Here is a 20,280-nt window from a genome sequence, read left to right as displayed (position 1 = left end):
GGGTTATCGGCAGGTAGGGTGGGGGCTGGAGGTGGGATGTGACGGATGGATGCGGTTTTAGGGAGTTTCCCCTTTATTGACAGGCTGCTTTCAGCCGAGCGTGAATCGCCCCGGCTTTCGTAGACGCTGTTGGTGTCCGCTTTTGGCCGAAAGCCCCCCTTTCTTTGCCAACCGGTCTACCATGCCACCCCCGGCAGTGATTCCACGCGCTACCGACCACTCTTCTTAAAGGTATCGCAATGTCCATCGACCAAATCTCCCTTCCAAAAGGCGTAGGCCCTCACGCCGCCAAGCTGCTTGACGCTATCACCGGTGCCTCCACCTATGAAGAACTCAACCGCGCTGGCGGCAAGGCTGAAGGTTTTGTGTTGGGTCTGGAATCCGCCAAAGCCATCAAAAGCCAAATCGCCGAGTCGCTGTATGTGGCTTATGACGATGCGGCGAGTAATCGGGCGGGTGAGTTGAAGGGCTGATCATTCGCCAGGCAGCGCGTTTCTCTGTGCGATTTTTTGCGCGAGGGTCGTTAGAATGGCGCCTTTGATTTCTCAGGATGAGGCTGTCATGTTTAAAGTTGCTCTGGCGTCAGTGTTGCTGACCTGTACCTTCTGCGCTTCGGCGGGTACGAGTGTTGATGTGTCGAAGATTTACGGCAATATCCAGTTCGTCGATAGCTACCCTGACTACAAGGTTCAGGTTGTCGATCACTACCCCGATCTCAAGGTTCAGAAGGTCGATCATTACCCTGACTCAGCCGGCAAATGGAAAACCGTCGATCACTACCCGGACTACAAGATCCAGATTGTCGATCACTACCCCGACTTCACCATTCAGTACGTAGATCACTACCCTGGCGCTAATTGAAGGCAGCGCCATCGGCGGCGCTGCCGCTCACACGGCCATCACTCGCCAATTCGGCGGGTGAGGTGAAGGGCTAACCATCAGCCAGGGCAGGGTGCTTCGCGGTCGAGCAATTTGGCCGTGAGCAGCACGCCCAGTTCGCTCAGTTGGTGGATGGCCAGCGCGATGTCACGGTGTTTGCCGCACAGGTCTTCGGACAGGTCGAGCAATAGCGTGCTGACGCAGGCGAAGGTTTCGTAGCTGTTGGTGATGAGGGTTTCGGTGCTGGCGTCGGGAACGACGGTGAAGAGAGCAGTTGAATCCGGTTTGACGTTAACCATTGTTAAGTTCCTTGCTTGGGCCACAACCTCATCGCTACTAAACGAAAAGGCGGTAGCTGTACGCAGGTTAGTAGACCGGTGGAACCTAACAAAACCGGCGCACCCAAGGGTGCCCTACGCACAGCCACCATCAAGCACAGACAGGAACGTCTGATAGATGAAGCTTATGCACTTGTTAGGTTAAACCTTGGGCTACTAAACCCGATCACTGAACAATTCAGCGACCGAGCAACCTTAGAGACGGCCACCCCAGCGCACAAGCCGGCGGATTCTGACGTAAGCGTAGGCAATGGAGCAAGGCGGCGACGTTTCGTTGCGCACACCAGAGCGTTTGCCTACGCTGCGATTCATCAATCAGACGCCGCGCTGTTGTAAAGTCGGCCTCTGCAACCGGCCCGCTTCTTAAGGATTCAACATGACATTGACCGTCAAAACCCTGCTCGAAATCGCCATGGCCAACCCGATCAACGCCGAAATTACCGCGCGCCTGCCTGACCTCGGTGTGGATCAGTGCATGCTGACCGCGGGCTGCCTGTTCCAGGCGGTGTGGAACCATCAATCCAACCGTCCGGTCGCTCAAGACGTGAAGGACTACGACGTTTTTTACTTCGATACGGACCTGTCCTACGAAGCAGAGGACAGGGTCATACGCGCGGCCGAGCGGCTGTTTCAGGACTTGGGTGTCAACGTCGAGGTCAAGAACCAGGCGCGGGTTCACCTCTGGTATGGCGAGCGCTTTGGCCGGCCGTATCCGCAATTGCACACGGCCAGACAAGGCGTGGATCGCTACTTGGTGGCGGGCACGTGCATCGGGCTGGAGATTGCAACGGGCGAGGTGTACGCGCCGTATGGGCTGGCGGATGTGGAGCAGGGCGTACTGCGGATTAATCCGCAGCACCGCGAGCCCGAGTTGTTTGCGCAAAAGGCGCTCAGTTATCAGGCGCGCTGGCCGTGGCTCAAAATCGTCGCGCCTGGCCCTATCCCAGCGTAACGCTCAATAGCCACCCCAGCCCGCCACTGCCGATCACCACCAGCCACGGCGGCAACTTCCACACCATCAACGCCACCAGTGCGACCAGGGCCAGGCCGAAACCCCGCGCGTTGAAGATCGCGCTGGTCCACACCGGTTGGTACAACGCGGCCAGCAACAGGCCGACCACCGCCGCGTTCACGCCTGCCAACGCGGCCTGGGTGCGGGGGCTGCGGCGCAGGGTTTCCCAGAAGGGCAGTGCGCCCATCACCAGGAAAAACGATGGCGCGAAGATCGCCAGCAGGCAGAGCAGGCCGCCGAGCCAGCCCGTCGGCGCCTGCTGCATGGACGCGCCGAGGAACGCCGCGAAGGTGAACAACGGGCCGGGCATGGCTTGGGCGGCGCCGTAGCCGGCGAGGAATACATCGTTGCTCATCCAGTGAGTCGGCACGACCTCGGCTTGCAACAGGGGCAGCACCACGTGGCCGCCGCCAAACACCAACGAACCGGTGCGGTAGAACGCGTCGATCAGCGCCAGGCCTTGGCTGGGCGCCAGCTCGGCCAGTAGCGGCAAGCCCGCCAACAACAGCAGGAACAACGCCAACCACATCGCCCCCGCGCGGCGGCTTAGCGTGATGGGCAGGGCGTCATGGGGCGCGGACGGCGGAGTATTGAGCCACAACAGGCCCGCCACCGCTGCGGCGCCGATCACGCCGACCTGGCCCCAGGCCGAAGTTTGCAGCAGGGCCACACAGGCGGCGATCAGCATCAAGGTGATGCGCGGAGCATCGGTGCACAGGTTGCGCGCCATGCCCCACACGGCCTGGGCGACCACGGCGACGGCCACCACTTTAAGGCCGTGCAGCACGCCGGGCGGGATGGCGCTGCTGTGTTGTGCAAGGCCCAGCGCGAACAGAGTCAGCAGCAGGGCCGACGGCAAAGTAAACCCGAGCCAGGCCGCCAGCGCGCCGCCGTAGCCCGCGCGCGATAGCCCGAGGGCAATGCCCACCTGGCTGCTGGCCGGGCCGGGCAGGAATTGGCACAGCGCCACCAGGTCGGCGTAGCTGCGCTCACTCAGCCAGCGCCGCCGGGTGACGAACTCGTCGCGAAAGTAACCCAGGTGCGCCACCGGGCCGCCGAAGGAGGTGAGCCCCAGGCGCAGGAAGATCAGGAATACCGACCAGGGGCTGGCGCGGTGATCAGCGGAGGAAGTGGCCAAGGCGCAGGGTCTCGATGAAGGCAAAACGGGCTAAAGTGTAGAGGCACCCTAGCGGATTTCGATGACGCGAAGAAGAGGCGGTTGTTCGCGAAAATTGCTCCGCTGGATTGAATTTATACGCGCGCGTTTGAGTCATTTAAGGGGCATGGAAAAAGGCCCTCTCACCCCTCACAGCTGATTTCAGCTAAGGACAGACCATGATCTTCCTTATTTTCCTGATTGCCTGCGGCGCCGCCGCCAGCACAGGCATTATTTTTAAACCCGGTCAGTGGTACGAGTCCCTCGTCAAGCCCGGCTTCACACCGCCCAACTGGCTGTTTCCAGTGGCCTGGACGGTCATCTATTTGCTGCTCGCCTGGGCGGGCTATCGCCTCACCCTGATCCCCGGCAGCCAATTGGCCTTGGGCCTGTGGGCGGCGCAGATCGCCTTGAACACGCTGTGGACGCCAGTGTTTTTTGGTGCGCATCAGCTTTTCGCCGGGATGGTGGTGATCGTGCTGTTGTGGCTGGTGGTGGCGGCGCTGGTGGTGATGGCGTTGCGTCTGGACTTGATCACCGGGTTGATCCTGTTTCCCTACCTGGCGTGGTTGAGTGTGGCGGCGGCATTGAATTTCTCGATTTTGCGTAATAACCGCTGATGGCTCATTCACTGTGGCCTGCCAGCGCGCCAGAGCTGGCCGAGATGCGCCGTTTCAATAAAAAGCTCGCCTGGCTGCCGCGCTTCAAAATCCGCAACCGCATTACCCCGCGCCTGATCCAGGCGCTGCTGGTGGCCAGTCAACGGGTCAAAAAGGCACCTGCGGCTGAAACTCGGCGCGTGGCTGGCGTACCCGTGCGCATCCTGCGGCCCGAGGGCAAGGCCAAGGGCGTGCTGCTGGATATCCACGGCGGCGGCTGGGTGATCGGCAATGCACAGATGGATGACGACCTGAACCTGGGCATGGTGCGGGCCTGTGATGTGGCGGTGGTGTCGGTGGACTATCGGCTGGCGGTCGACACGCCGGTTGAAGGGCTGATGGAGGACTGCCTGGCGGCCGCGCGCTGGCTGTTGGGCGACTGCCCGGAGTTTGCCGACTTGCCGGTGTTTGTGGTGGGTGAATCCGCCGGTGGGCACCTGGCAGTGGCGACGTTGCTGGCGCTCAAGCAATGGCCGGATCTGCTCAAGCGCGTGAGCGGGGCGGTGTTGTATTACGGGGTTTATGACTTGACTGGCACGCCCAGCGTGCGCGCAGCCGGGCCGGACACGTTGTTGCTGGACGGTCCGGGTATGGTCGAGGCGTTGCGCATGCTCACGCCGGGGCTGAGTGATGAAGAGCGCCGACAGCCACCGTTGTCACCGTTGTATGGCGATTTTAGCGGGTTGCCGCCGGCGTTGATGTTTGTCGGGGAATTGGACCCGCTCAAGGATGACACGCTGTTGATCGCCGAGCGGTGGGGCGCGCAGACGCAGGTTGAAGCGCACCTGTTAGCGGAATCTGCCCATGGGTTTATTCATTTTCCGGTGGCGATGGCGGGCCATGTGCTGATGCACACCAAGGCCTGGATAACCCAGCGATTGGCAGCAGCAGGAACTTAAAACCTGATCGATTGGTCAGGATAAACAGTCACTCCTCTCCCATCACAGGACCCCACCATGCGCGAATACACCCTGAACTACCTGTTCAACGACGAGCCCCGCACCCACGTGTTTGAATTGAAACAGCTCGAGTTGCCCCGGCATGAAGCGGCAATGCACTTGCTGGCGTTGCATTTTGGCGATGCAGAAAACGGGTTGATCATGCCCACAGCGGACGCAGCCCCCGAGGAGATTCTGGAACAGGCAGAGGTGGTAGGCATCCGCCAGATCAAGGTCATATGAACGAGAGTCCCATCCTTCAGTTCGTCACCGGCGCCGATGTTCCAGCAGTACTGGCCTTCGTCCTGGAGGCCCGCGCCGAGCTTTTCCCCACGCTCAGCGCAACCGGCATGCCGGACGATCTGGCGCGATTTGAAGCGGTCTACCTTCATGGCGACGGCCAGTTCCTGATCGCCCGCGCTGAAGGCCAAATCGTCGCCGCCATCGGCTACTTGCCCTACGACGGCCGTTTCCCCCAGCTGAATTACCAAGGCCTTAAAACGGTGGAAGTGGTGCGCCTGTTCGTACTGCCATCCTTTCGCCGTTCTGGTCTGGCAGGCGAGTTGTACCGCGTACTGGAGGCGAAGGCTCGGGCGGAAGGTGTGGAGGTGGTTTACCTGCATACCCATCCGTTTCTGCCGGGGGCGATTGATTTTTGGGTGCGCCAGGGGTTTGAGGTGGTGGATGTCGAGGCGGACCCGGTGTGGCGGACGACGCATATGCAGCGACACCTCTAACGCCGCCGACCTGATGTGGGAGCAGGCAAGCCAGCTTCCCCCTTTTTAGCGGTGACTCGCCTGTCAGTTTGAGCGCAGCCGCAGAATCTGCGCGCCATCAAACGGGTCCGTCAGGTAATGCGCCTGCACGCCAAACGTGTCCTGCAAGCGCTGCGGCGTGAGCACCTCCAGCGGCTTGCCCAGCGCGACCAACCGCCCGCGATCCAGCACCGCCAAACGATCACACGTCAGCGCCTGATTCAGATCGTGCAGCGCAATCAACGTGGTCACCGGCAGCGCCTGCACGCCCTTTAAAATCGCCAACTGATGCTGGATATCCAGGTGATTGGTCGGCTCATCCAGCAACAGAATCTGCGGCCGTTGCGCCAGGGCGCGGGCGATGTGCACGCGTTGGCGTTCACCACCGGAGAGGCTGCGCCAGGCGCGCGTGCTCAGGTGGGTGGCGTCGACGTCATGCAAAGCCTGGTTGACGATGGCGTGGTCTTCAGCGGACCACGGGCTCAATGCCGACAGCCACGGTGTGCGGCCCAGCGCCACGGCATCGAACACGCGGATCGCGTCGTCGGTGTCGGCTTGTTGCTCCACCACGGCCAACTGCTGTGCGATGGCGCGGCGGGACAGGCCGCTCAAGCGTTGGCCGCTCAAGCGCACTTCGCCGCTGGCGGGCACACGCAAACCGGCGAGCAGTTTGAGCAGGGTGGATTTGCCGGAGCCGTTCGGGCCGACGATGCCTAAGGTTTCGCCTAACCGAACCTCGAGGTGAATATCACGCAGCAACTCGGCCTCGCGCACCTTGAAGCCCAGGCCGGTGCAACTGAGCACGCTCATCGCGCATTCCTCCGGCCGATCAAAATCAGCGCAAACACCGGGGCGCCGACCAAAGCCGTCACCACGCCGACCGGAATCACCTGCCCCTTGATCAGCGTGCGCGACAGCACATCCGCCGCAATCAAAAACAGCGCGCCGCCCAAGGCACTGGCCGGCAGCAACCGCGAATGCCCGGTGCCGACCAGCAGGCGCACGGCGTGGGGAATCACCAGCCCGACAAAGCCGATAGAGCCGACAATCGACACCATCACCGCCGTGACCAGCGCGGCACAGCCCACCAGCACAAACTGCACGCGCCGCACCGGGATGCCCAGGGACGCTGCGGAGTCCGTGCCAAAGGTAAACGCATCCAGCGCGCGACGGTGCCACAGGCACACCGCCAGGCCTGCGACCGCCACCGGCACCACCAGCCACACCGATGGCCAGCGCACGCCGCTGAGGTTGCCCAGCAGCCAGAACAGAATGCCGCGCGCCTGCTCGGAACTGGCGGATTTGGTAATCAGGAACGCGGTGAGGGCATTGAACAGCTGCGAGCCGGCGATGCCTGCGAGGATGATCTGCCCTGTGCCGCTGGACGAGCCGCTGGCCCGCGCCAGCAGGATCACCAGTGCAAAGGCCGCCATGGCCCCGACAAATGCACCCGCCGACAGCGAAATCAGCCCGCCGCCCACGCCGATCAGGGCTACCAATACCGCGCCGGTGGACGCGCCGGCGCTGATGCCCAGCAGGTACGGGTCAGCCAACGGGTTACGCAGCAACGACTGCAAAATCACCCCGCACGTAGCCAGCCCGGCCCCGCACGCCGCGGCGACCAGGGCGCGGGTCAGACGGTAGTTCCACACCACCCCTTCGTCGATCGGGTCCAGCACGTAACCCTCCGCCCACAGTTTATTGGCGAGCACCTGGAGCACGACCTGCGGCGAGATGGCGGTTTCGCCGATGGCCACACCGGCGAGCACGGCGAGCAGTAACAGGGCTAGGGCGAGCAGGGTGCGTATCATTTGGGCAGGTCGTAGCCGTCGATGGCGTGGGCCAGTTGTTCCAGGCCATCGAACGTGCGGATGCTGGCCTGCAAGGCCAGGGCGTCGAGGACGATGATGCGGTTGTGTTTCACCGCGTCCATGTTGCGGGTTACCGGGTCGCTGCGCAGGAAGGCGAGTTTCTTTTCATGGTCGTCGGCTGGGTAGCGGCGGCGGTCCATGCGGGCGATCACGAGGAAGGTCGGGTTGGCCTTGGCGAGGGTTTCCCAGCCGACGGCGGGCCACTCTTCATCGGACTGCACGACGTTGTGCAGGCCCAGGGTTTCCAGCATGAACTCGGGGACACCTTTGTGGCCGGCGACGTACGGGTCGCTGGCCATCTCGGCGCTGGAGAACCAGACCAGCGCACTGGCCTGCTTGAGGCCTTTGCTCTGCGCGGTGGCGACGGAGTTGGCCAGGCGCGCCTTGAGCTCGTCGTTCAGTTGCTGGCCGCGATCCTGTACATCGAAGATCTCGGCCAGTTGGCGGATGCTTTTGTAAATTGTGTCGATGCGGAACGGCTCCAGCCGCGTGCCGTCGGCACCCACCAGGTTGTCCTTGCCTTCGCAGTCGGAGGGCAGCAGGTAGGTGGGAATCTTCAGCTCGTGGAATTGCTCGCGGGTGCCAACCACGCCCTGCGGGCCGACCACCCATTCCAGCTCGGCGGCCACCAGTTGCGGGCGCTTGGCGATCACGGCTTCGAAGCTTGGCTCGTTATCGGCCAGGCGCTCGATGGTGTCGTTCTGCGCCTTGAACGTGGGCAATACGCGGTTGAACCACAGCGAGGTGCCGACCACCGTGTCGGCCACGCCCAGTGCATAGAGCATTTCAGTGGCTGCCTGGCCGATGGTCACGCTGCGCGCGGGTGCCTGCGCGAAGGTCAGCGTGCTACCGCAGTTCTGCACCGTCAGCGGGTAATGAGTGGGGGCCGCGTGGGCCAGGGCGCAGAAGCCCAAGCCGGTGAGCAGGGCGGTGACGCGTGGCAGCATGGGGCAATCTCCGTATGGACCGTACGTGGAACTGGAGCGGTACGGTTCGGAAACACCCCCTCGAAGGCTGCGGTTCAGGCAGGCGAGGACGTCCTTCCCGGACACCCCGCCGGTTAGTGAGTTACTGGGCCGGCAGGTCTCCTGACTGATGCGTCGTCGCCACGCTCCGGCCTTCCCGGGCAATGCCCAGTGGCGATGTGGAGCAGGCTCGGCACCTACAGTTGCGGGGGCAGTTTCGATTGGCGCGATGTGCCGCGCGTCGAATTCCCTATTAGTCCCATTTGGGAACCGGCGCGGTATGGTAGTCGATCGTGGCGGGCAGCGGGAGCCTGATCCGCGCGCAATTGGCCAGCCGCAGCCGATGGGGTCTCTATCTGCCGATATAGGGTGTACCATCAGCTTTTGTTCATCAGATATTAGTCAGACATGCCCACGCATAGCGAAGAGAGCCGCCGGATCGTAGCTTCTCTGGCGCACCGTGTTGGCCAGCACGCTGACACTGCAAGCATCGCCGAGGCGATTGTTTCGATTTTGCAGGATATGGGCGCAGCATTGACGCCCATTATTGGCCAGCAGGGCGTTGTTGCGCTGTACCGCCGCAGCTTCCACCTGTGCGTCTCGACCCACCCACGCCTGGCCGGCACCTATGACAGTGTGCCGGCTGCGATGGATCTGATTGCTCTCAAATCCGTACTCGTCGAGCAGAACGAAACCGACGCGTTGTTCTTCGGTGAGGTGTTGTTGACAACCCTCTACGAACTTCTGACTACGCTGATCGGGCCCTCACTCACTGCACGTCTGCTGGTTGACGTGTGGCAGCCTTCTTCGAGCGACACCTCTGCGCAGGAAATTTCGCCATGAGCACCAAAGTGACTATCAACCGTCTGGCCACGGGTGTGCCAGGACTGGACGAGGTCCTGGGCGGAGGCCTGCCGGAGTTTTCGTTCAACCTGATTGCAGGCCCGCCGGGCTGTGGCAAAACCACCCTGGCGCACCAGATGATGTTTGCCCTGGCCACGCCGGAGCGCCCGGCGCTGTTCTTTACCGTGCTCGGTGAGCCGCCGCTGAAGATGCTGCGCTATCAGCAGCAATTCGATTTTTTCGATAACGAAGCGATTAACCAGTCGATTCGCTATATCAATTTGGCCGACCACACCCTGGCCGGCGATCTGGACGAAGTGTTGCGGCGAATTGTCAGCGAGGTCGAGGCACATTCGCCGTCGCTGGTGTTTGTCGATTCGTTCCGCTCCGTGGTGCTGGCCAGCCAGACCCAGCACAACCCGAATAACAACCTGCCGCAGTTCGTCCAGCAACTGGGTATGTTGATGACCACGTGGCAGGCGACGACTTTCCTGATCGGCGAATATTTCACCGAAACCGACTCCAACCCGATCTTTACCGTGGCCGACGGCCTGATCTGGCTGCGCCAAAGCGTCGAGCGCAACTCGATGGTGCGCAAGATGGAGATCATGAAGATGCGCGGCCAGCCGACGTTGCCGGGGCTGCACACCTTCCGTATCGCCACCTCGGGGATCAGGGTGTTCCCACCGGCCGCCATCAATCGTTCGGTTGACGCGCCGTCGACGTTCCCGATCACGCGTCTGAAAATGGGCGTGCCGGCCCTCGATGAGATGCTCGGTGGCGGCCTGCCTCGCGGCTATTCGCTGCTGGTGGCCGGGCCATCGGGCTCGGGCAAAAGCATTTTGGCGGCGACCTTCCTGGCCGAAGGCGCACGCAACGGTGAAACCGGGGTGATTGCGGTGTTCGAGCAACGCCCCAACCATTCGCAAAACCCGAAGTTGGCCGAGTTAATCAAGAGCGGGCAGGTTGGCCTGGTGGACAGCCGCTCGCCGGACCTGTCCATCGATGAAATCGTGCAATTGCTGCTGGGCGAGATCGACCGTTTAAAAGCCACCCGCGTGGTGATTGATTCGCTGTCGGGCTTTGAGCTGGCGTTGGCGCCAACCTTTCGCGCGGACTTTCGCGAATCGTTGTCACGCATGGTCACCGCGCTGACGGCTGCCGGGGTCAGCGTCTTGATGACCTCCGAGTTGGAAGACCGCTACACCGACCTGCGTTTCAGCCCTTACGGCACGGCGTTCCTGACTGACGCGATCATCGTGCAGCGGTATATCGAAGTCGAGAGCCGTTTGTTGCGGATCATGGCGGTGGTCAAGGTGCGCGCCAGTGCGCACTCCGATCAGCTACGCCAGTACCACATCGACGATCACGGCCTGCAGATTCGCGACATGCTGCCTGAGCAGGAGGGGTTGCTGGGCGGTCGACCGACCAAACAGATTTCAGCAGGAGACAAACATGTGTGAGCCCGACTCATGAGTGAAAGCGGCGGCAAGAATGAACGTGAGCTGACCAGTGCCGCTCACGAACTGTTCCTGCTCGGCCAAAAAACCGTTGAGGCGCGTGCCGTGCTCGCCGCTCTGCAGCAGCAACTGACTGATGCCAGCAGCCGTCTGGTGGATACCCAGCACGTCGAGCAGGTGATCGAGGCCAATCAGCAATTGGTACTGGCGATCCTCCTGGCGCAATCCGACGCTGCAAAGCCGCCGCCGCTGGAGGAGCAACGTTTGTACCAGGAGCTTCGCGAGGCGAACGCCCAGTTAGTGATCGCGGCGCTCAGCGCGCAAGACCTGCAGGCGACAGCCGAGCGTGCGTTGGGCCAGCAGAAAAGTATCCTGGCGATGGTCGCGCATGAGCTGCGCAACCCATTGACGCCGATCAGCATGATCGCCGAGCGCATGGTGCGCCTGCCGAGCGACCAGTTACCACGCATGCGTGAGCTGATCGAGGGGCAGGTGCAGCATATTTCACAGTTGGTTGACGACTTGCTGGACGTGTCCCGCGTGAGCACGGGCAAGCTGCGTATCGAGCGAAGTGATGTCGACATGCTGCAGATCCTCAGAAGCGCGATTGATGCGTGCGGCCCGGTGATGCGGGCAAAACAGCAGCAATTCGATGCGCATCTGCCTGACGGCAGCTTGATGTTCAGTGGCGACCCTGGGCGCCTTTCGCAAATCCTGCATAACCTGCTGGCCAACGCGGCCAAGTACACGCCGGTGGGCGGCCGGATCGTGCTGTCGGTCAGCGTGGCGGACGAGTTGAGGATCAGCATTTGTGACAATGGCATCGGCGTATCGGCCAAGGCGCTGCCGCTCATCTTTGACCCTTACGTGCAGGACGAGCACGCCATTGGTTTCAACGGTTCGGGGTTGGGGATCGGGTTGACGGTGGTTCGCGAGCTGGTTGAAGCGCATGGCGGCAAGGTCACTGCCAAAAGCGAAGGCAAGGGCCGTGGCAGCGAGTTTGTGGTGACATTGCCCTTGTCTCACTGACCTGCCGGCTCTCCACATTCGCTGCGGTGAGCGGGCCTGTTGTGGAGAGCAGGCTTGCCCCAATGCCGTTTTGTTAAGTGCAGATCCCACATTTGATCTTCGCTGCTTTTAGCATTGCGTTCGCTTAACTGAACGGCATTAGGGCAAGCCCGCTCGCCACAGGTCGTTTGCTTGCCCCCAATATAAAGGCCTGCCTAAGAGGCTTATTTGCGATCCAGCCACACCGTCTGCGCGTTGCAGAATTCGCGCACGCCAAAGTGCGACAACTCCCGCCCAAACCCACTTTTCTTGATGCCGCCAAAGGCTACCCGAGGGTCCGAGACGCTGAAGGCGTTGACGAAGATCCCGCCGGTTTCCAGTTGGTTGGCAATGTCGCGTGCCTTGGCTGAGTCGGTGGTGAAGAGGCTCGCCGTCAGGCCGAACTCGCTGTCGTTGGCCAGGGCCACGGCGTGGTCGGCATCGCGGGCGGTGATGATCGAGGCCACCGGGCCGAACAGTTCCTGTTTGAACGAGGTCATCTGGTCGGTGACGTTGGCCAGTACGGTGGGCGCATAGTAGTTGCCGGCGCCGGGTACTTTGTGGCCGCCCAGTAGCAGGCTCGCGCCTTCGTCCAAGGTGGCCTGGACTTGGCCGTGCAGCTCGTCGCGCAGATCGAAGCGCGCCATCGGGCCGACGTAGGTGCTGGTCAATGTGGGGTCGCCCATGACCAGTGCGCGGCTGGCTTCGAGGAATTTAGCGGTGAACGCTTCTACCACGCCGTCTTCGATGATCAGGCGCTTGGCGGCGGCGCAGACTTGGCCGCTGTTCTGGAAGCGCCCGATCACGGCGGCCTGGACGGCGGCGTCGAGGTCGGCGTCGTTGAGCACGATAAACGGGTCGGAGCCGCCCAGTTCCAGCACGCATTTTTTCAGCGCGGCACCGGCCTGGGAGCCGATGGCCATGCCGGCGCGTACGCTGCCGGTGAGCGTGACGGCGGCGATGCGTGGGTCGGCGATGGCGGTGGAGACGCCGTCCTGGGTCACGTTGATCACTTCGAACAGGCCATCAGCGAAACCGGCTTTTTGGAACGCCGCTTTCATCAGGTAGGCGCTGCCCATCACGTTTGGCGCGTGTTTGAGCACGTAGGTGTTGCCGGCGAGCATCGTCGGCACGGCGCCGCGCAGCACTTGCCAGACCGGGAAGTTCCACGGCATCACCGCGAGGATCGGGCCCAGCGGGCGGTATTCAATCTGGGCACTGCCGTTGTCTACCAGCGTTGACTCCGGCGCGAGCATGGCCGGGCCGTGGGCGGCATACCATTCGCTGAGTTGTGCGCATTTTTCAATTTCGGCGCGGGCCTGGGCGATGGGTTTGCCCATTTCCAGGGTGATCATCTGCGCCATGTCTTCGGCTTGGTCACGCAGGGCACTGGCCAGCGCCAGCAGCCGTTCGGCGCGTTGGCTGACTGGCTGGCAGCGCCAGGTGCGGAAGGCGCCGGTGGCGCGGTTGAGAGCAGCGTCCAGCTGCGCCTCGGTTTCGTAAGGGTAGCTGCCGACCGTTTCGCCGTTGGCGGGGTTGATCGACAAGGCGTGAGTCTGCTGAGTAATCGCGTTCATGGCACCGTCCGGCTGAATGAGTGGAATGGGTTCAGCCTACGGGGATGCATGTTTTATGGAAACTGAATAATATTAAGCAATACGTTCACGATTGGAGAATGATTTGGATCTGGTGCAGCTGGAAATCTTCAAGGCCGTTGCCGAGCAAGGCAGCATCAGCGCCGCCGCGCAGTTGATCCATCGCGTGCCGTCGAACCTGACCACGCGTATCAAGCAACTGGAGCAGGACTTGGGCGTGGAGCTGTTTATCCGCGAGAAAAGCCGCCTGCGTCTGTCACCGGCCGGGTGGAATTTCCTCGGCTACACGCGGCGTATTCTCGACCTGGTGCAAGAAGCCCGCGCGACGGTGGCGGGCGAGGAGCCCCAGGGCGCGTTTGCCCTCGGCTCGCTGGAGAGCACGGCCGCCGTGCGTATCCCGGCGTTGCTCGCGGCGTATAACCAGAAGCACACCAAGGTCGAGCTGGACCTGAGCACCGGACCGTCGGGCACGATGATCGAGGGCGTGTTGTCGGGGCGCCTGGCGGCGGCGTTTGTCGACGGCCCGGTGCTGCATGCCACGCTGGAGGGCGTGGCGGTGTTTGAAGAAGAAATGGTGGTGATTGCGCCGCTGCATCACGCGCCGATCACCCGCGGGCAGGATGTGGCAGGGGAGAGCATCTACACCTTTCGCTCGAACTGCTCGTATCGCCATCACTTCGAACGTTGGTTCTCACAGGATGGCGCGGTGCCGGGCAAGATTTTCGAGATGGAGTCCTACCACGGCATGCTCGCCTGCGTCAGCGCCGGCGCCGGCCTGGCGCTGATGCCGCGCAGCATGTTGGAGAGCATGCCAGGGTTTACGGCGGTGAGTGTGTGGCCGTTGAGCGACGCGTTCCGCATTCTGCATACCTGGCTGATCTGGCGCCGGGGCACGGTGTCGCAGAGTTTGAACAGTTTTGTGAAGTTGTTGGAAGAGCGCGCTCTGCAAGCGAAGTAGATCCAGTGTGGGAGCTGGCTTGCCTGCGATAACGGGGTATCAGTGATAGAGGTATCGGCAGGCCTGACGCAATCGCAGGCTAGCCAGCTCCCCCAGGTGATCTTTGTTAGCCGCCGAACTGGAAGGTGCCCATCGCCAGTTTGGCCATGATCGCCGTCGCACCCAACTGCACCAGCCACAAGGCCAGCCCACCGAGGAACACGCCGAGGGCCACTTGCAGTACCAGGCTTTTCTGGCGCTTGGCTTGCGGGGCGCGGGGCGTGTAGTCATGCAATTCGTCGCGGTCGGCGCGCAGGTCCAGGTCGTCGTTTCTCATAAGGCTCTCACAGCAAAGGGGCAGTCGACGTTCAGTCTAGGGGAGCGGGGTGTTTTGCGACAGGCATTAAAAAAGGGAAGCCGCGGCTTCCCTTCGTTCAGCACCGTCAGGTTTATAGAACCTGAACAATCGCCTTGGTTACCGCATCAATGTTGGACTGGTTCAGCGCTGCTACGCAGATGCGGCCAGTGTCCAGCGCGTAGATACCAAATTCGGTGCGCAAACGGGTGACTTGCTCAACCGTCAGGCCGGAGTAGGAGAACATCCCGCGCTGGCGGCCGACGAAGCTGAAGTCGTGGCCTGGCGCTGCCTTGGCCAGTTCAGCGACCATCTGTTCACGCATGCCACGGATGCGCAGGCGCATTTCAGCCAGTTCGGCTTCCCACTGGGCGCGCAGCTCAGGGTTGTTCAGCACTGCCGCAACGATCGCCGCGCCGTGGGTTGGCGGGTTGGAGTAGTTGGTGCGGATCACACGCTTGACCTGGGACAGGATGCGCGCGCTTTCTTCCTTGGATTCGCTGACGATCGACAGCGCGCCCACGCGCTCGCCGTACAGCGAGAACGACTTGGAGAACGAGCTGGACACAAAGAAGGTCAGGCCCGATTCAGCGAACAGGCGCACCGCTGCGGCGTCTTCGTGGATGCCGTCGCCGAAGCCCTGGTAGGCCATGTCGAGGAACGGCACCAGGTTCTTGGCCTTGACCACATCCAGCACGTTTTGCCAGTCGGCCGGGCTCAGGTCGACGCCGGTCGGGTTGTGGCAGCAGGCGTGCAGCACCACGATGGACTGCGGCGGCAGGGCGTTGAGGTCTTCGAGCAGACCTGCACGGTTCACGTCGTGGGTGGCGGCGTCGTAGTAGCGATAGGTTTGCACCGGGAAGCCGGCTTTTTCGAACAGCGCCTGGTGGTTTTCCCAGCTCGGGTCGCTGATGGCGACGACGGCGTTGGGCAGCAGTTGCTTGAGGAAGTCGGCACCGATTTTCAGCGCGCCGGTGCCGCCAACCGCTTGTGCGGTGATGACACGGCCGGCGCTCAGCAGCGGCGATTCAGCGCCGAACAGCAGCTTTTGCACGGCCTGGTCGTAGGCAACGATGCCATCGATCGGCAAGTAGCCACGGGCGGCGTGTTGCGCCACGCGAACGGCTTCCGCTTCGGCAACGGCACGCAAGAGTGGAATCTTCCCCTCCTCGTTGCAATAAACGCCCACGCCAAGGTTGACCTTGGTGGTTCGGGTGTCGGCGTTGAATGCTTCGTTGAGGCCCAGGATTGGATCGCGTGGTGCCATTTCGACAGCGGAGAACAGGCTCATTTTTGCGGCAGCTCTATGGGGGAATGGAGGGACGTGTCGCGCTCCAGCCGAATGCACTAGAGCGGTGCACAAACGGGGAGCTAGTATAGAGGCCATCCCGGCTGAGGGCGACAACCGAAACGGGTTTTCGGCCATGTTTTTCGGTTTATTTGCCGACCGTTAGTCTTATTGCAACATTGGCCAGCGACGGCAGGTAGGACGATTGCCTTGAAACCCGTCACATTCGCCACCACTTCTACAGCTATCATGGTTTTTTCCTGCAACCTGCGATGACTATTCGCGGGTTGCTGAGCTATTTCGTCCCTGGCGGTATTGAGTCTGGGGTGACTTCACGAGGTACGTTATGTCGGATTTCCAGCTCGTCACCCGTTTTGAACCCGCCGGCGACCAACCCGAAGCCATTCGCCTGATGGTTGAAGGCATCGAAGCCGGCCTGGCGCACCAGACGCTGCTCGGGGTGACCGGTTCAGGCAAGACCTTCAGCATCGCCAACGTGATTGCGCAGACCAATCGGCCCACCTTGGTGCTGGCGCCGAACAAGACCCTGGCCGCGCAGCTCTACGGCGAGTTCAAGGCGTTTTTCCCGAACAACGCAGTGGAATACTTCGTTTCCTACTACGACTACTACCAGCCCGAAGCGTATGTGCCGTCCTCCGATACCTTTATCGAGAAGGATGCGTCGATCAACGACCACATCGAGCAGATGCGGCTGTCGGCGACCAAGGCGCTGCTGGAGCGCAAGGACGCGATCATCGTCACCACGGTGTCGTGCATCTACGGCCTGGGCAGCCCGGAAGCTTATTTGAAGATGGTGTTGCACGTTGATCGGGGCGACAAACTCGACCAGCGCGAGCTGCTGCGGCGCCTGACGAGCTTGCAATACACCCGCAACGACATGGACTTTGCCCGCGCCACCTTCCGCGTACGCGGTGATGTGATCGACATCTACCCGGCGGAGTCCGACCTGGAAGCGATCCGCATCGAGCTGTTCGACGATGAAGTCGAGAGCCTGTCGGCCTTCGACCCGTTGACTGGCGAGGTGATCCGCAAGCTGCCGCGCTTCACCTTCTACCCGAAAAGCCACTATGTGACCCCGCGCGAAACCCTGATGGGCGCCATCGAGGGTATCAAGGTCGAGTTGGCCGAGCGCCTGGAATACCTGCGTGCCAACAACAAGCTGGTGGAAGCCCAGCGCCTGGAGCAGCGCACTCGGTTTGACCTGGAGATGATCCTCGAGCTGGGTTACTGCAACGGCATCGAAAACTACTCGCGCTACCTCTCGGGGCGCGAATCCGGGCAGGCGCCGCCGACCCTGTTTGATTACCTGCCGGACGACGCCTTGCTGGTGATCGACGAGTCCCACGTCAGCGTGCCGCAGGTGGGGGCGATGTACAAAGGTGACCGTTCGCGTAAGGAAACCTTGGTGGAATACGGCTTCCGCCTGCCTTCGGCGCTGGATAACCGGCCGATGCGTTTTGACGAGTTTGAAAGCATCAGCCCGCAGACGATTTTTGTCTCGGCCACGCCGGGTAACTACGAAGCCGAGCATGCGGGACGCGTGATTGAGCAACTGGTGCGCCCGACCGGCCTGGTGGACCCGCAAATCGAGATCCGCCCGGCGCTGACCCAGGTCGATGACTTGCTCTCGGAGATCACCAAACGCGTGGCCCTGGAAGAGCGGGTGCTGGTCACCACGCTGACCAAGCGCATGTCCGAAGACTTGACTGACTACCTGGCCGACCACGGCGTACGCGTGCGCTATTTGCACTCGGACATCGACACCGTGGAGCGCGTCGAGATTATCCGCGACCTGCGCTTGGGCACCTTTGACGTGCTGGTGGGGATCAACCTGCTGCGCGAAGGCCTGGACATGCCGGAAGTGTCACTGGTGGCGATCCTCGATGCCGACAAGGAAGGCTTCCTGCGTTCCGAGCGCTCGTTGATCCAGACCATCGGCCGTGCGGCGCGCAACCTCAATGGCCGGGCGATTCTTTACGCGGATCGCATCACCGGCTCCATGGAACGGGCAATTGGCGAGACCGAGCGCCGCCGTGACAAGCAGATTGCCTTCAACCTGGAGAATGGCATCATCCCGAGAGGCGTGTTCAAGGACGTCGCCGACATCATGGAAGGCGCCACCGTGCCCGGTTCGCGCAGCAAGAAGCGCAAGGGTATGGCCAAGGCTGCCGAAGAAAGCGCCAAGTACGAAAACGAACTGCGCTCGCCGAGTGAGATCACCAAGCGGATTCGGCAGTTGGAAGAGAAGATGTACCAGCTGGCGCGGGATCTTGAGTTCGAAGCGGCCGCGCAGACGCGGGATGAGATCGGCAAGTTGCGGGAGCGGTTGTTGGCTGTTTGATTTTGCGGTGACGGTGGTGGCCTCATCGCAGGCAAGCCAGCTCCCACAGTGACCGATTTCCAGCATGAGAATGCGGTCGAATGTGGTAGCGGGCTTGCTCGCGAATGGCGGCACCGCGGTCCACCAGAATCACCCACGCTGGAGCCCAACCACCCCAGGCTGTTACCATTCCCCCCTTGTTTCAATTTTCAGTTTTATCGCCCATTCGAGACCTGCCATGACCACCGTCCGCACGCGCATTGCGCCATCGCCTACTGGGGATCCCCACGTCGGTACTGCTTACATCGCCCTGTTCAACTACTGCTTTGCCAAGCAGCACGGTGGTGAATTCATCTTGCGGATCGAAGACACCGATCAAGTGCGTTCGACCCGTGAGTCGGAACAGCAGATTTTCGATGCCCTGCGCTGGTTGGGCATTACCTGGGCGGAAGGCCCGGACGTCGGTGGCCCGCACGGCCCGTATCGCCAAAGCGAGCGCAGCGAGATCTACAAGCAGTACACCCAGCAATTGGTCGACATGGGCCATGCGTTCCCGTGCTTCTGCACCGCCGAAGAGCTGGACCAGATGCGCGCCGAGCAACAGGCCCGTGGCGAAACCCCGCGCTACGACGGCCGCGCGCTGCTGCTCTCGAAAGAAGAAGTGGCCCAGCGCCTGGCTGCCGGCGAGCCTCACGTTATCCGCATGAAAGTGCCGAGCGAAGGCGTGTGCGTGGTGCCGGACATGCTGCGCGGTGACGTCGAGATCCCGTGGGACCGCATGGACATGCAGGTGCTGATGAAGACCGACGGCCTGCCGACGTACTTCCTGGCCAACGTGGTCGACGACCACCTGATGGGCATCACCCACGTGCTGCGCGGCGAAGAATGGCTGCCGTCGGCGCCTAAACTGATTCTGCTGTACGAGTACTTCGGCTGGGAACAACCGCAGTTGTGCTACATGCCGCTGCTGCGTAACCCGGACAAGAGCAAGCTGTCCAAGCGCAAGAACCCGACGTCGGTGACGTTCTACGAGCGCATGGGCTTCATGCCCGAGGCGATGCTCAACTACCTGGGCCGCATGGGCTGGTCGATGCCGGACGAGCGCGAGAAGTTCTCGCTGCAGGAAATGGTCGATAACTTCGATCTGTCCCGCGTCTCTCTGGGCGGGCCGATCTTCGATATCGAGAAGCTGTCGTGGCTCAATGGCCAGTGGCTGCGTGACCTGCCGGTGGAAGAGTTCGCCAGTCGCGTGCAGCAGTGGGCATTGAATCCCGAGTACATGATGAAGATCGCACCGCTGGTGCAGGGCAGGGTGGAGACGTTCAGCCAGGTCGCACCGTTGGCCAGTTTCTTCTTTGCCGGTGGCGTGAACCCGGATGCCAAGCTGTTTGAATCCAAAAAGCTCTCGGGTGACCAGGTTCGCCAGTTGATGCAGTTGATCCTGTGGAAGCTCGAAAGCCTGCGTCAGTGGGAAAAAGAGGCGATCACCGCGACGATCCAGGCCGTGGTCGAGTCCCTCGAGCTGAAGTTGCGCGATGCCATGCCACTGATGTTTGCCGCCATTACCGGGCAGGCCAGTTCGGTATCGGTACTCGATGCGATGGAAATTCTCGGCCCGGACCTCACGCGTTTCCGTCTGCGCCAAGCCCTTGATTTGCTTGGGGGTGTGTCGAAGAAAGAAAACAAAGAGTGGGAAAAGTTGCTGGGCGCTATCGGCTAAGCAACGGGTTGTAACGGTCAAACCCCGGTTTTCCGGGGTTTGGGCGGTAAGTGATTGTTATCCCGGCAAAAAATTTTGGAAATTGTTGAAAATAAATTTGACACACTTCCAAACCGCCATT

At 61.7% G+C, this 20,280-nt stretch carries 21 protein-coding genes and 1 riboswitch; of the genes, 13 read left to right on the top strand and 8 right to left on the bottom strand.

Annotated elements, in window-relative coordinates; translation table 11 throughout:
- The first annotated feature begins 239 nt into the window (after positions 1 to 239).
- Together A7J50_RS19515 and A7J50_RS19510 are read left to right on the top strand one after the other, a co-directional pair.
- Positions 240 to 473 (top strand): hypothetical protein, encoded by a 234-nt coding sequence (locus A7J50_RS19515; RefSeq protein WP_064453278.1) that lies wholly within the window; start codon positions 240 to 242, stop codon positions 471 to 473.
- A gap of 88 nt (positions 474 to 561) precedes the next feature.
- Positions 562 to 861, top strand: coding sequence for a hypothetical protein (locus A7J50_RS19510; protein WP_053257115.1), 300 nt, complete (start codon positions 562 to 564; stop codon positions 859 to 861).
- 77 nt (positions 862 to 938) lie between these two features.
- On the opposite strand, the gene A7J50_RS19505 is transcribed toward A7J50_RS19510, so the two are convergent.
- Positions 939 to 1,178, bottom strand: coding sequence for a DUF6124 family protein (locus A7J50_RS19505; protein WP_064453277.1), 240 nt, complete (start codon positions 1,176 to 1,178; stop codon positions 939 to 941).
- Positions 1,179 to 1,593: 415 nt separating this feature from the next.
- On the opposite strand from A7J50_RS19505, the gene A7J50_RS19500 reads away from it, so the two are divergent.
- Entirely contained in the window at positions 1,594 to 2,169 is a 576-nt protein-coding gene (locus tag A7J50_RS19500) for a nucleotidyltransferase family protein (protein ID WP_064453276.1), read from the top strand.
- On the opposite strand, the gene chrA is transcribed toward A7J50_RS19500, so the two are convergent.
- Positions 2,156 to 3,367, bottom strand: coding sequence for a chromate efflux transporter (gene chrA, locus A7J50_RS19495; protein ID WP_064453275.1), 1,212 nt, complete (start codon positions 3,365 to 3,367; stop codon positions 2,156 to 2,158). The genes A7J50_RS19500 and chrA overlap by 14 nt on opposite strands.
- A 197-nt stretch (positions 3,368 to 3,564) precedes the next feature.
- On the opposite strand from chrA, the gene tspO reads away from it, so the two are divergent.
- Genes tspO through A7J50_RS19475 form a run of 4 tightly spaced genes read left to right on the top strand, consistent with a single transcriptional unit; the run spans position 3,565 to position 5,719 of the window.
- On the top strand, positions 3,565 to 4,005 hold the full coding sequence (gene tspO, locus A7J50_RS19490) for a tryptophan-rich sensory protein TspO (RefSeq protein WP_064453274.1): 441 nt from the start codon (positions 3,565 to 3,567) through the stop codon (positions 4,003 to 4,005).
- Positions 4,005 to 4,943, top strand: a complete 939-nt coding sequence (locus tag A7J50_RS19485) for an alpha/beta hydrolase (protein ID WP_064453273.1) — start codon at positions 4,005 to 4,007, stop codon at positions 4,941 to 4,943. Before tspO ends, A7J50_RS19485 begins: the two co-directional genes overlap by 1 nt.
- 57 nt (positions 4,944 to 5,000) lie before the next feature.
- Complete coding sequence (locus A7J50_RS19480; protein WP_064453272.1) at positions 5,001 to 5,225, top strand: hypothetical protein; 225 nt, start codon at positions 5,001 to 5,003, stop codon at positions 5,223 to 5,225.
- The gene (locus tag A7J50_RS19475) at positions 5,222 to 5,719 is read left to right on the top strand and encodes a GNAT family N-acetyltransferase (RefSeq protein WP_064453271.1); all 498 of its coding nucleotides are present in this window, start codon (positions 5,222 to 5,224) and stop codon (positions 5,717 to 5,719) included. The genes A7J50_RS19480 and A7J50_RS19475 overlap by 4 nt, the downstream gene beginning before the upstream one ends.
- Positions 5,720 to 5,782: 63 nt before the next feature.
- Here A7J50_RS19475 and A7J50_RS19470 read toward each other — a convergent pair whose 3' ends face one another.
- The 3 genes from A7J50_RS19470 to A7J50_RS19460 are packed head-to-tail and all read right to left on the bottom strand — an operon-like array spanning position 5,783 to position 8,555.
- On the bottom strand, positions 5,783 to 6,547 hold the full coding sequence (locus A7J50_RS19470; RefSeq protein WP_064453270.1) for an ABC transporter ATP-binding protein: 765 nt from the start codon (positions 6,545 to 6,547) through the stop codon (positions 5,783 to 5,785).
- Positions 6,544 to 7,548, bottom strand: coding sequence for a FecCD family ABC transporter permease (locus tag A7J50_RS19465; RefSeq protein ID WP_064453269.1), 1,005 nt, complete (start codon positions 7,546 to 7,548; stop codon positions 6,544 to 6,546). Before A7J50_RS19465 ends, A7J50_RS19470 begins: the two co-directional genes overlap by 4 nt.
- Entirely contained in the window at positions 7,545 to 8,555 is a 1,011-nt protein-coding gene (locus A7J50_RS19460; RefSeq protein ID WP_064453268.1) for an ABC transporter substrate-binding protein, read from the bottom strand. The genes A7J50_RS19465 and A7J50_RS19460 overlap by 4 nt, the downstream gene beginning before the upstream one ends.
- Before the next feature lie 113 nt (positions 8,556 to 8,668).
- Positions 8,669 to 8,863: riboswitch (cobalamin riboswitch) on the bottom strand.
- A 118-nt stretch (positions 8,864 to 8,981) separates the two neighbouring features.
- Here A7J50_RS19460 and A7J50_RS19455 point away from each other — a divergent pair.
- From A7J50_RS19455 to A7J50_RS19445, 3 genes are read left to right on the top strand one after another with little or no spacing between them, the layout of a single operon-like run.
- Positions 8,982 to 9,416, top strand: a complete 435-nt coding sequence (locus tag A7J50_RS19455; RefSeq protein WP_237140857.1) for a hypothetical protein — start codon at positions 8,982 to 8,984, stop codon at positions 9,414 to 9,416.
- On the top strand, positions 9,413 to 10,879 hold the full coding sequence (locus A7J50_RS19450) for an ATPase domain-containing protein (RefSeq protein WP_064453266.1): 1,467 nt from the start codon (positions 9,413 to 9,415) through the stop codon (positions 10,877 to 10,879). The genes A7J50_RS19455 and A7J50_RS19450 overlap by 4 nt, the downstream gene beginning before the upstream one ends.
- A gap of 9 nt (positions 10,880 to 10,888) precedes the next feature.
- Positions 10,889 to 11,905 carry a sensor histidine kinase gene (locus A7J50_RS19445; protein ID WP_064453265.1) on the top strand — a complete coding sequence of 339 codons (1,017 nt, stop codon included), beginning with the start codon at positions 10,889 to 10,891 and terminating at the stop codon, positions 11,903 to 11,905.
- A 203-nt stretch (positions 11,906 to 12,108) separates the two neighbouring features.
- Here A7J50_RS19445 and A7J50_RS19440 read toward each other — a convergent pair whose 3' ends face one another.
- Positions 12,109 to 13,500 (bottom strand): aldehyde dehydrogenase family protein, encoded by a 1,392-nt coding sequence (locus tag A7J50_RS19440; protein ID WP_064453264.1) that lies wholly within the window; start codon positions 13,498 to 13,500, stop codon positions 12,109 to 12,111.
- A gap of 103 nt (positions 13,501 to 13,603) precedes the next feature.
- Between A7J50_RS19440 and ptrR the strand changes: the two genes are divergently transcribed.
- Complete coding sequence (ptrR, locus tag A7J50_RS19435) at positions 13,604 to 14,476, top strand: putrescine utilization regulator PtrR (RefSeq protein ID WP_064453263.1); 873 nt, start codon at positions 13,604 to 13,606, stop codon at positions 14,474 to 14,476.
- Between the two features lie 106 nt (positions 14,477 to 14,582).
- On the opposite strand, the gene A7J50_RS19430 is transcribed toward ptrR, so the two are convergent.
- A complete protein-coding gene (locus tag A7J50_RS19430; RefSeq protein WP_016970937.1) occupies positions 14,583 to 14,792 on the bottom strand; it encodes a hypothetical protein in 210 nt (69 codons plus the stop codon).
- Between the two features lie 112 nt (positions 14,793 to 14,904).
- A complete protein-coding gene (locus tag A7J50_RS19425) occupies positions 14,905 to 16,101 on the bottom strand; it encodes an amino acid aminotransferase (protein WP_064453262.1) in 1,197 nt (398 codons plus the stop codon).
- Positions 16,102 to 16,444: 343 nt separating this feature from the next.
- On the opposite strand from A7J50_RS19425, the gene uvrB reads away from it, so the two are divergent.
- Both uvrB and gltX read left to right on the top strand, forming a co-directional pair.
- Positions 16,445 to 18,460 (top strand): excinuclease ABC subunit UvrB, encoded by a 2,016-nt coding sequence (gene uvrB, locus A7J50_RS19420; protein ID WP_064453261.1) that lies wholly within the window; start codon positions 16,445 to 16,447, stop codon positions 18,458 to 18,460.
- Positions 18,461 to 18,677: 217 nt separating this feature from the next.
- The gene (gene gltX / locus A7J50_RS19415; RefSeq protein ID WP_064453260.1) at positions 18,678 to 20,159 is read left to right on the top strand and encodes a glutamate--tRNA ligase; all 1,482 of its coding nucleotides are present in this window, start codon (positions 18,678 to 18,680) and stop codon (positions 20,157 to 20,159) included.
- Positions 20,160 to 20,280 lie beyond the last annotated feature (121 nt).

The sequence above is a fragment of the Pseudomonas antarctica genome (genome assembly GCF_001647715.1).
Lineage (GTDB): Bacteria > Pseudomonadota > Gammaproteobacteria > Pseudomonadales > Pseudomonadaceae > Aquipseudomonas > Aquipseudomonas antarctica_A.
This window is presented reverse-complemented; position numbering and strand designations above follow the sequence as displayed.

Coding starts and splice junctions, on each gene's coding strand:
- A7J50_RS19515 (WP_064453278.1), top strand. CDS start 240: ATGTCCATCGACCAAATCTCCCTTCCAAAAGGCGTAGGCCCTCACGCC.
- A7J50_RS19510 (WP_053257115.1), top strand. CDS start 562: ATGTTTAAAGTTGCTCTGGCGTCAGTGTTGCTGACCTGTACCTTCTGC.
- A7J50_RS19505 (WP_064453277.1), bottom strand. CDS start 1,178: ATGGTTAACGTCAAACCGGATTCAACTGCTCTCTTCACCGTCGTTCCC.
- A7J50_RS19500 (WP_064453276.1), top strand. CDS start 1,594: ATGACATTGACCGTCAAAACCCTGCTCGAAATCGCCATGGCCAACCCG.
- tspO (WP_064453274.1), top strand. CDS start 3,565: ATGATCTTCCTTATTTTCCTGATTGCCTGCGGCGCCGCCGCCAGCACA.
- A7J50_RS19485 (WP_064453273.1), top strand. CDS start 4,005: ATGGCTCATTCACTGTGGCCTGCCAGCGCGCCAGAGCTGGCCGAGATG.
- A7J50_RS19480 (WP_064453272.1), top strand. CDS start 5,001: ATGCGCGAATACACCCTGAACTACCTGTTCAACGACGAGCCCCGCACC.
- A7J50_RS19475 (WP_064453271.1), top strand. CDS start 5,222: ATGAACGAGAGTCCCATCCTTCAGTTCGTCACCGGCGCCGATGTTCCA.
- A7J50_RS19470 (WP_064453270.1), bottom strand. CDS start 6,547: ATGAGCGTGCTCAGTTGCACCGGCCTGGGCTTCAAGGTGCGCGAGGCC.
- A7J50_RS19465 (WP_064453269.1), bottom strand. CDS start 7,548: ATGATACGCACCCTGCTCGCCCTAGCCCTGTTACTGCTCGCCGTGCTC.
- A7J50_RS19460 (WP_064453268.1), bottom strand. CDS start 8,555: ATGCTGCCACGCGTCACCGCCCTGCTCACCGGCTTGGGCTTCTGCGCC.
- A7J50_RS19455 (WP_237140857.1), top strand. CDS start 8,982: ATGCCCACGCATAGCGAAGAGAGCCGCCGGATCGTAGCTTCTCTGGCG.
- A7J50_RS19450 (WP_064453266.1), top strand. CDS start 9,413: ATGAGCACCAAAGTGACTATCAACCGTCTGGCCACGGGTGTGCCAGGA.
- A7J50_RS19445 (WP_064453265.1), top strand. CDS start 10,889: ATGAGTGAAAGCGGCGGCAAGAATGAACGTGAGCTGACCAGTGCCGCT.
- A7J50_RS19440 (WP_064453264.1), bottom strand. CDS start 13,500: ATGAACGCGATTACTCAGCAGACTCACGCCTTGTCGATCAACCCCGCC.
- A7J50_RS19430 (WP_016970937.1), bottom strand. CDS start 14,792: ATGAGAAACGACGACCTGGACCTGCGCGCCGACCGCGACGAATTGCAT.
- A7J50_RS19425 (WP_064453262.1), bottom strand. CDS start 16,101: ATGAGCCTGTTCTCCGCTGTCGAAATGGCACCACGCGATCCAATCCTG.
- uvrB (WP_064453261.1), top strand. CDS start 16,445: ATGTCGGATTTCCAGCTCGTCACCCGTTTTGAACCCGCCGGCGACCAA.
- gltX (WP_064453260.1), top strand. CDS start 18,678: ATGACCACCGTCCGCACGCGCATTGCGCCATCGCCTACTGGGGATCCC.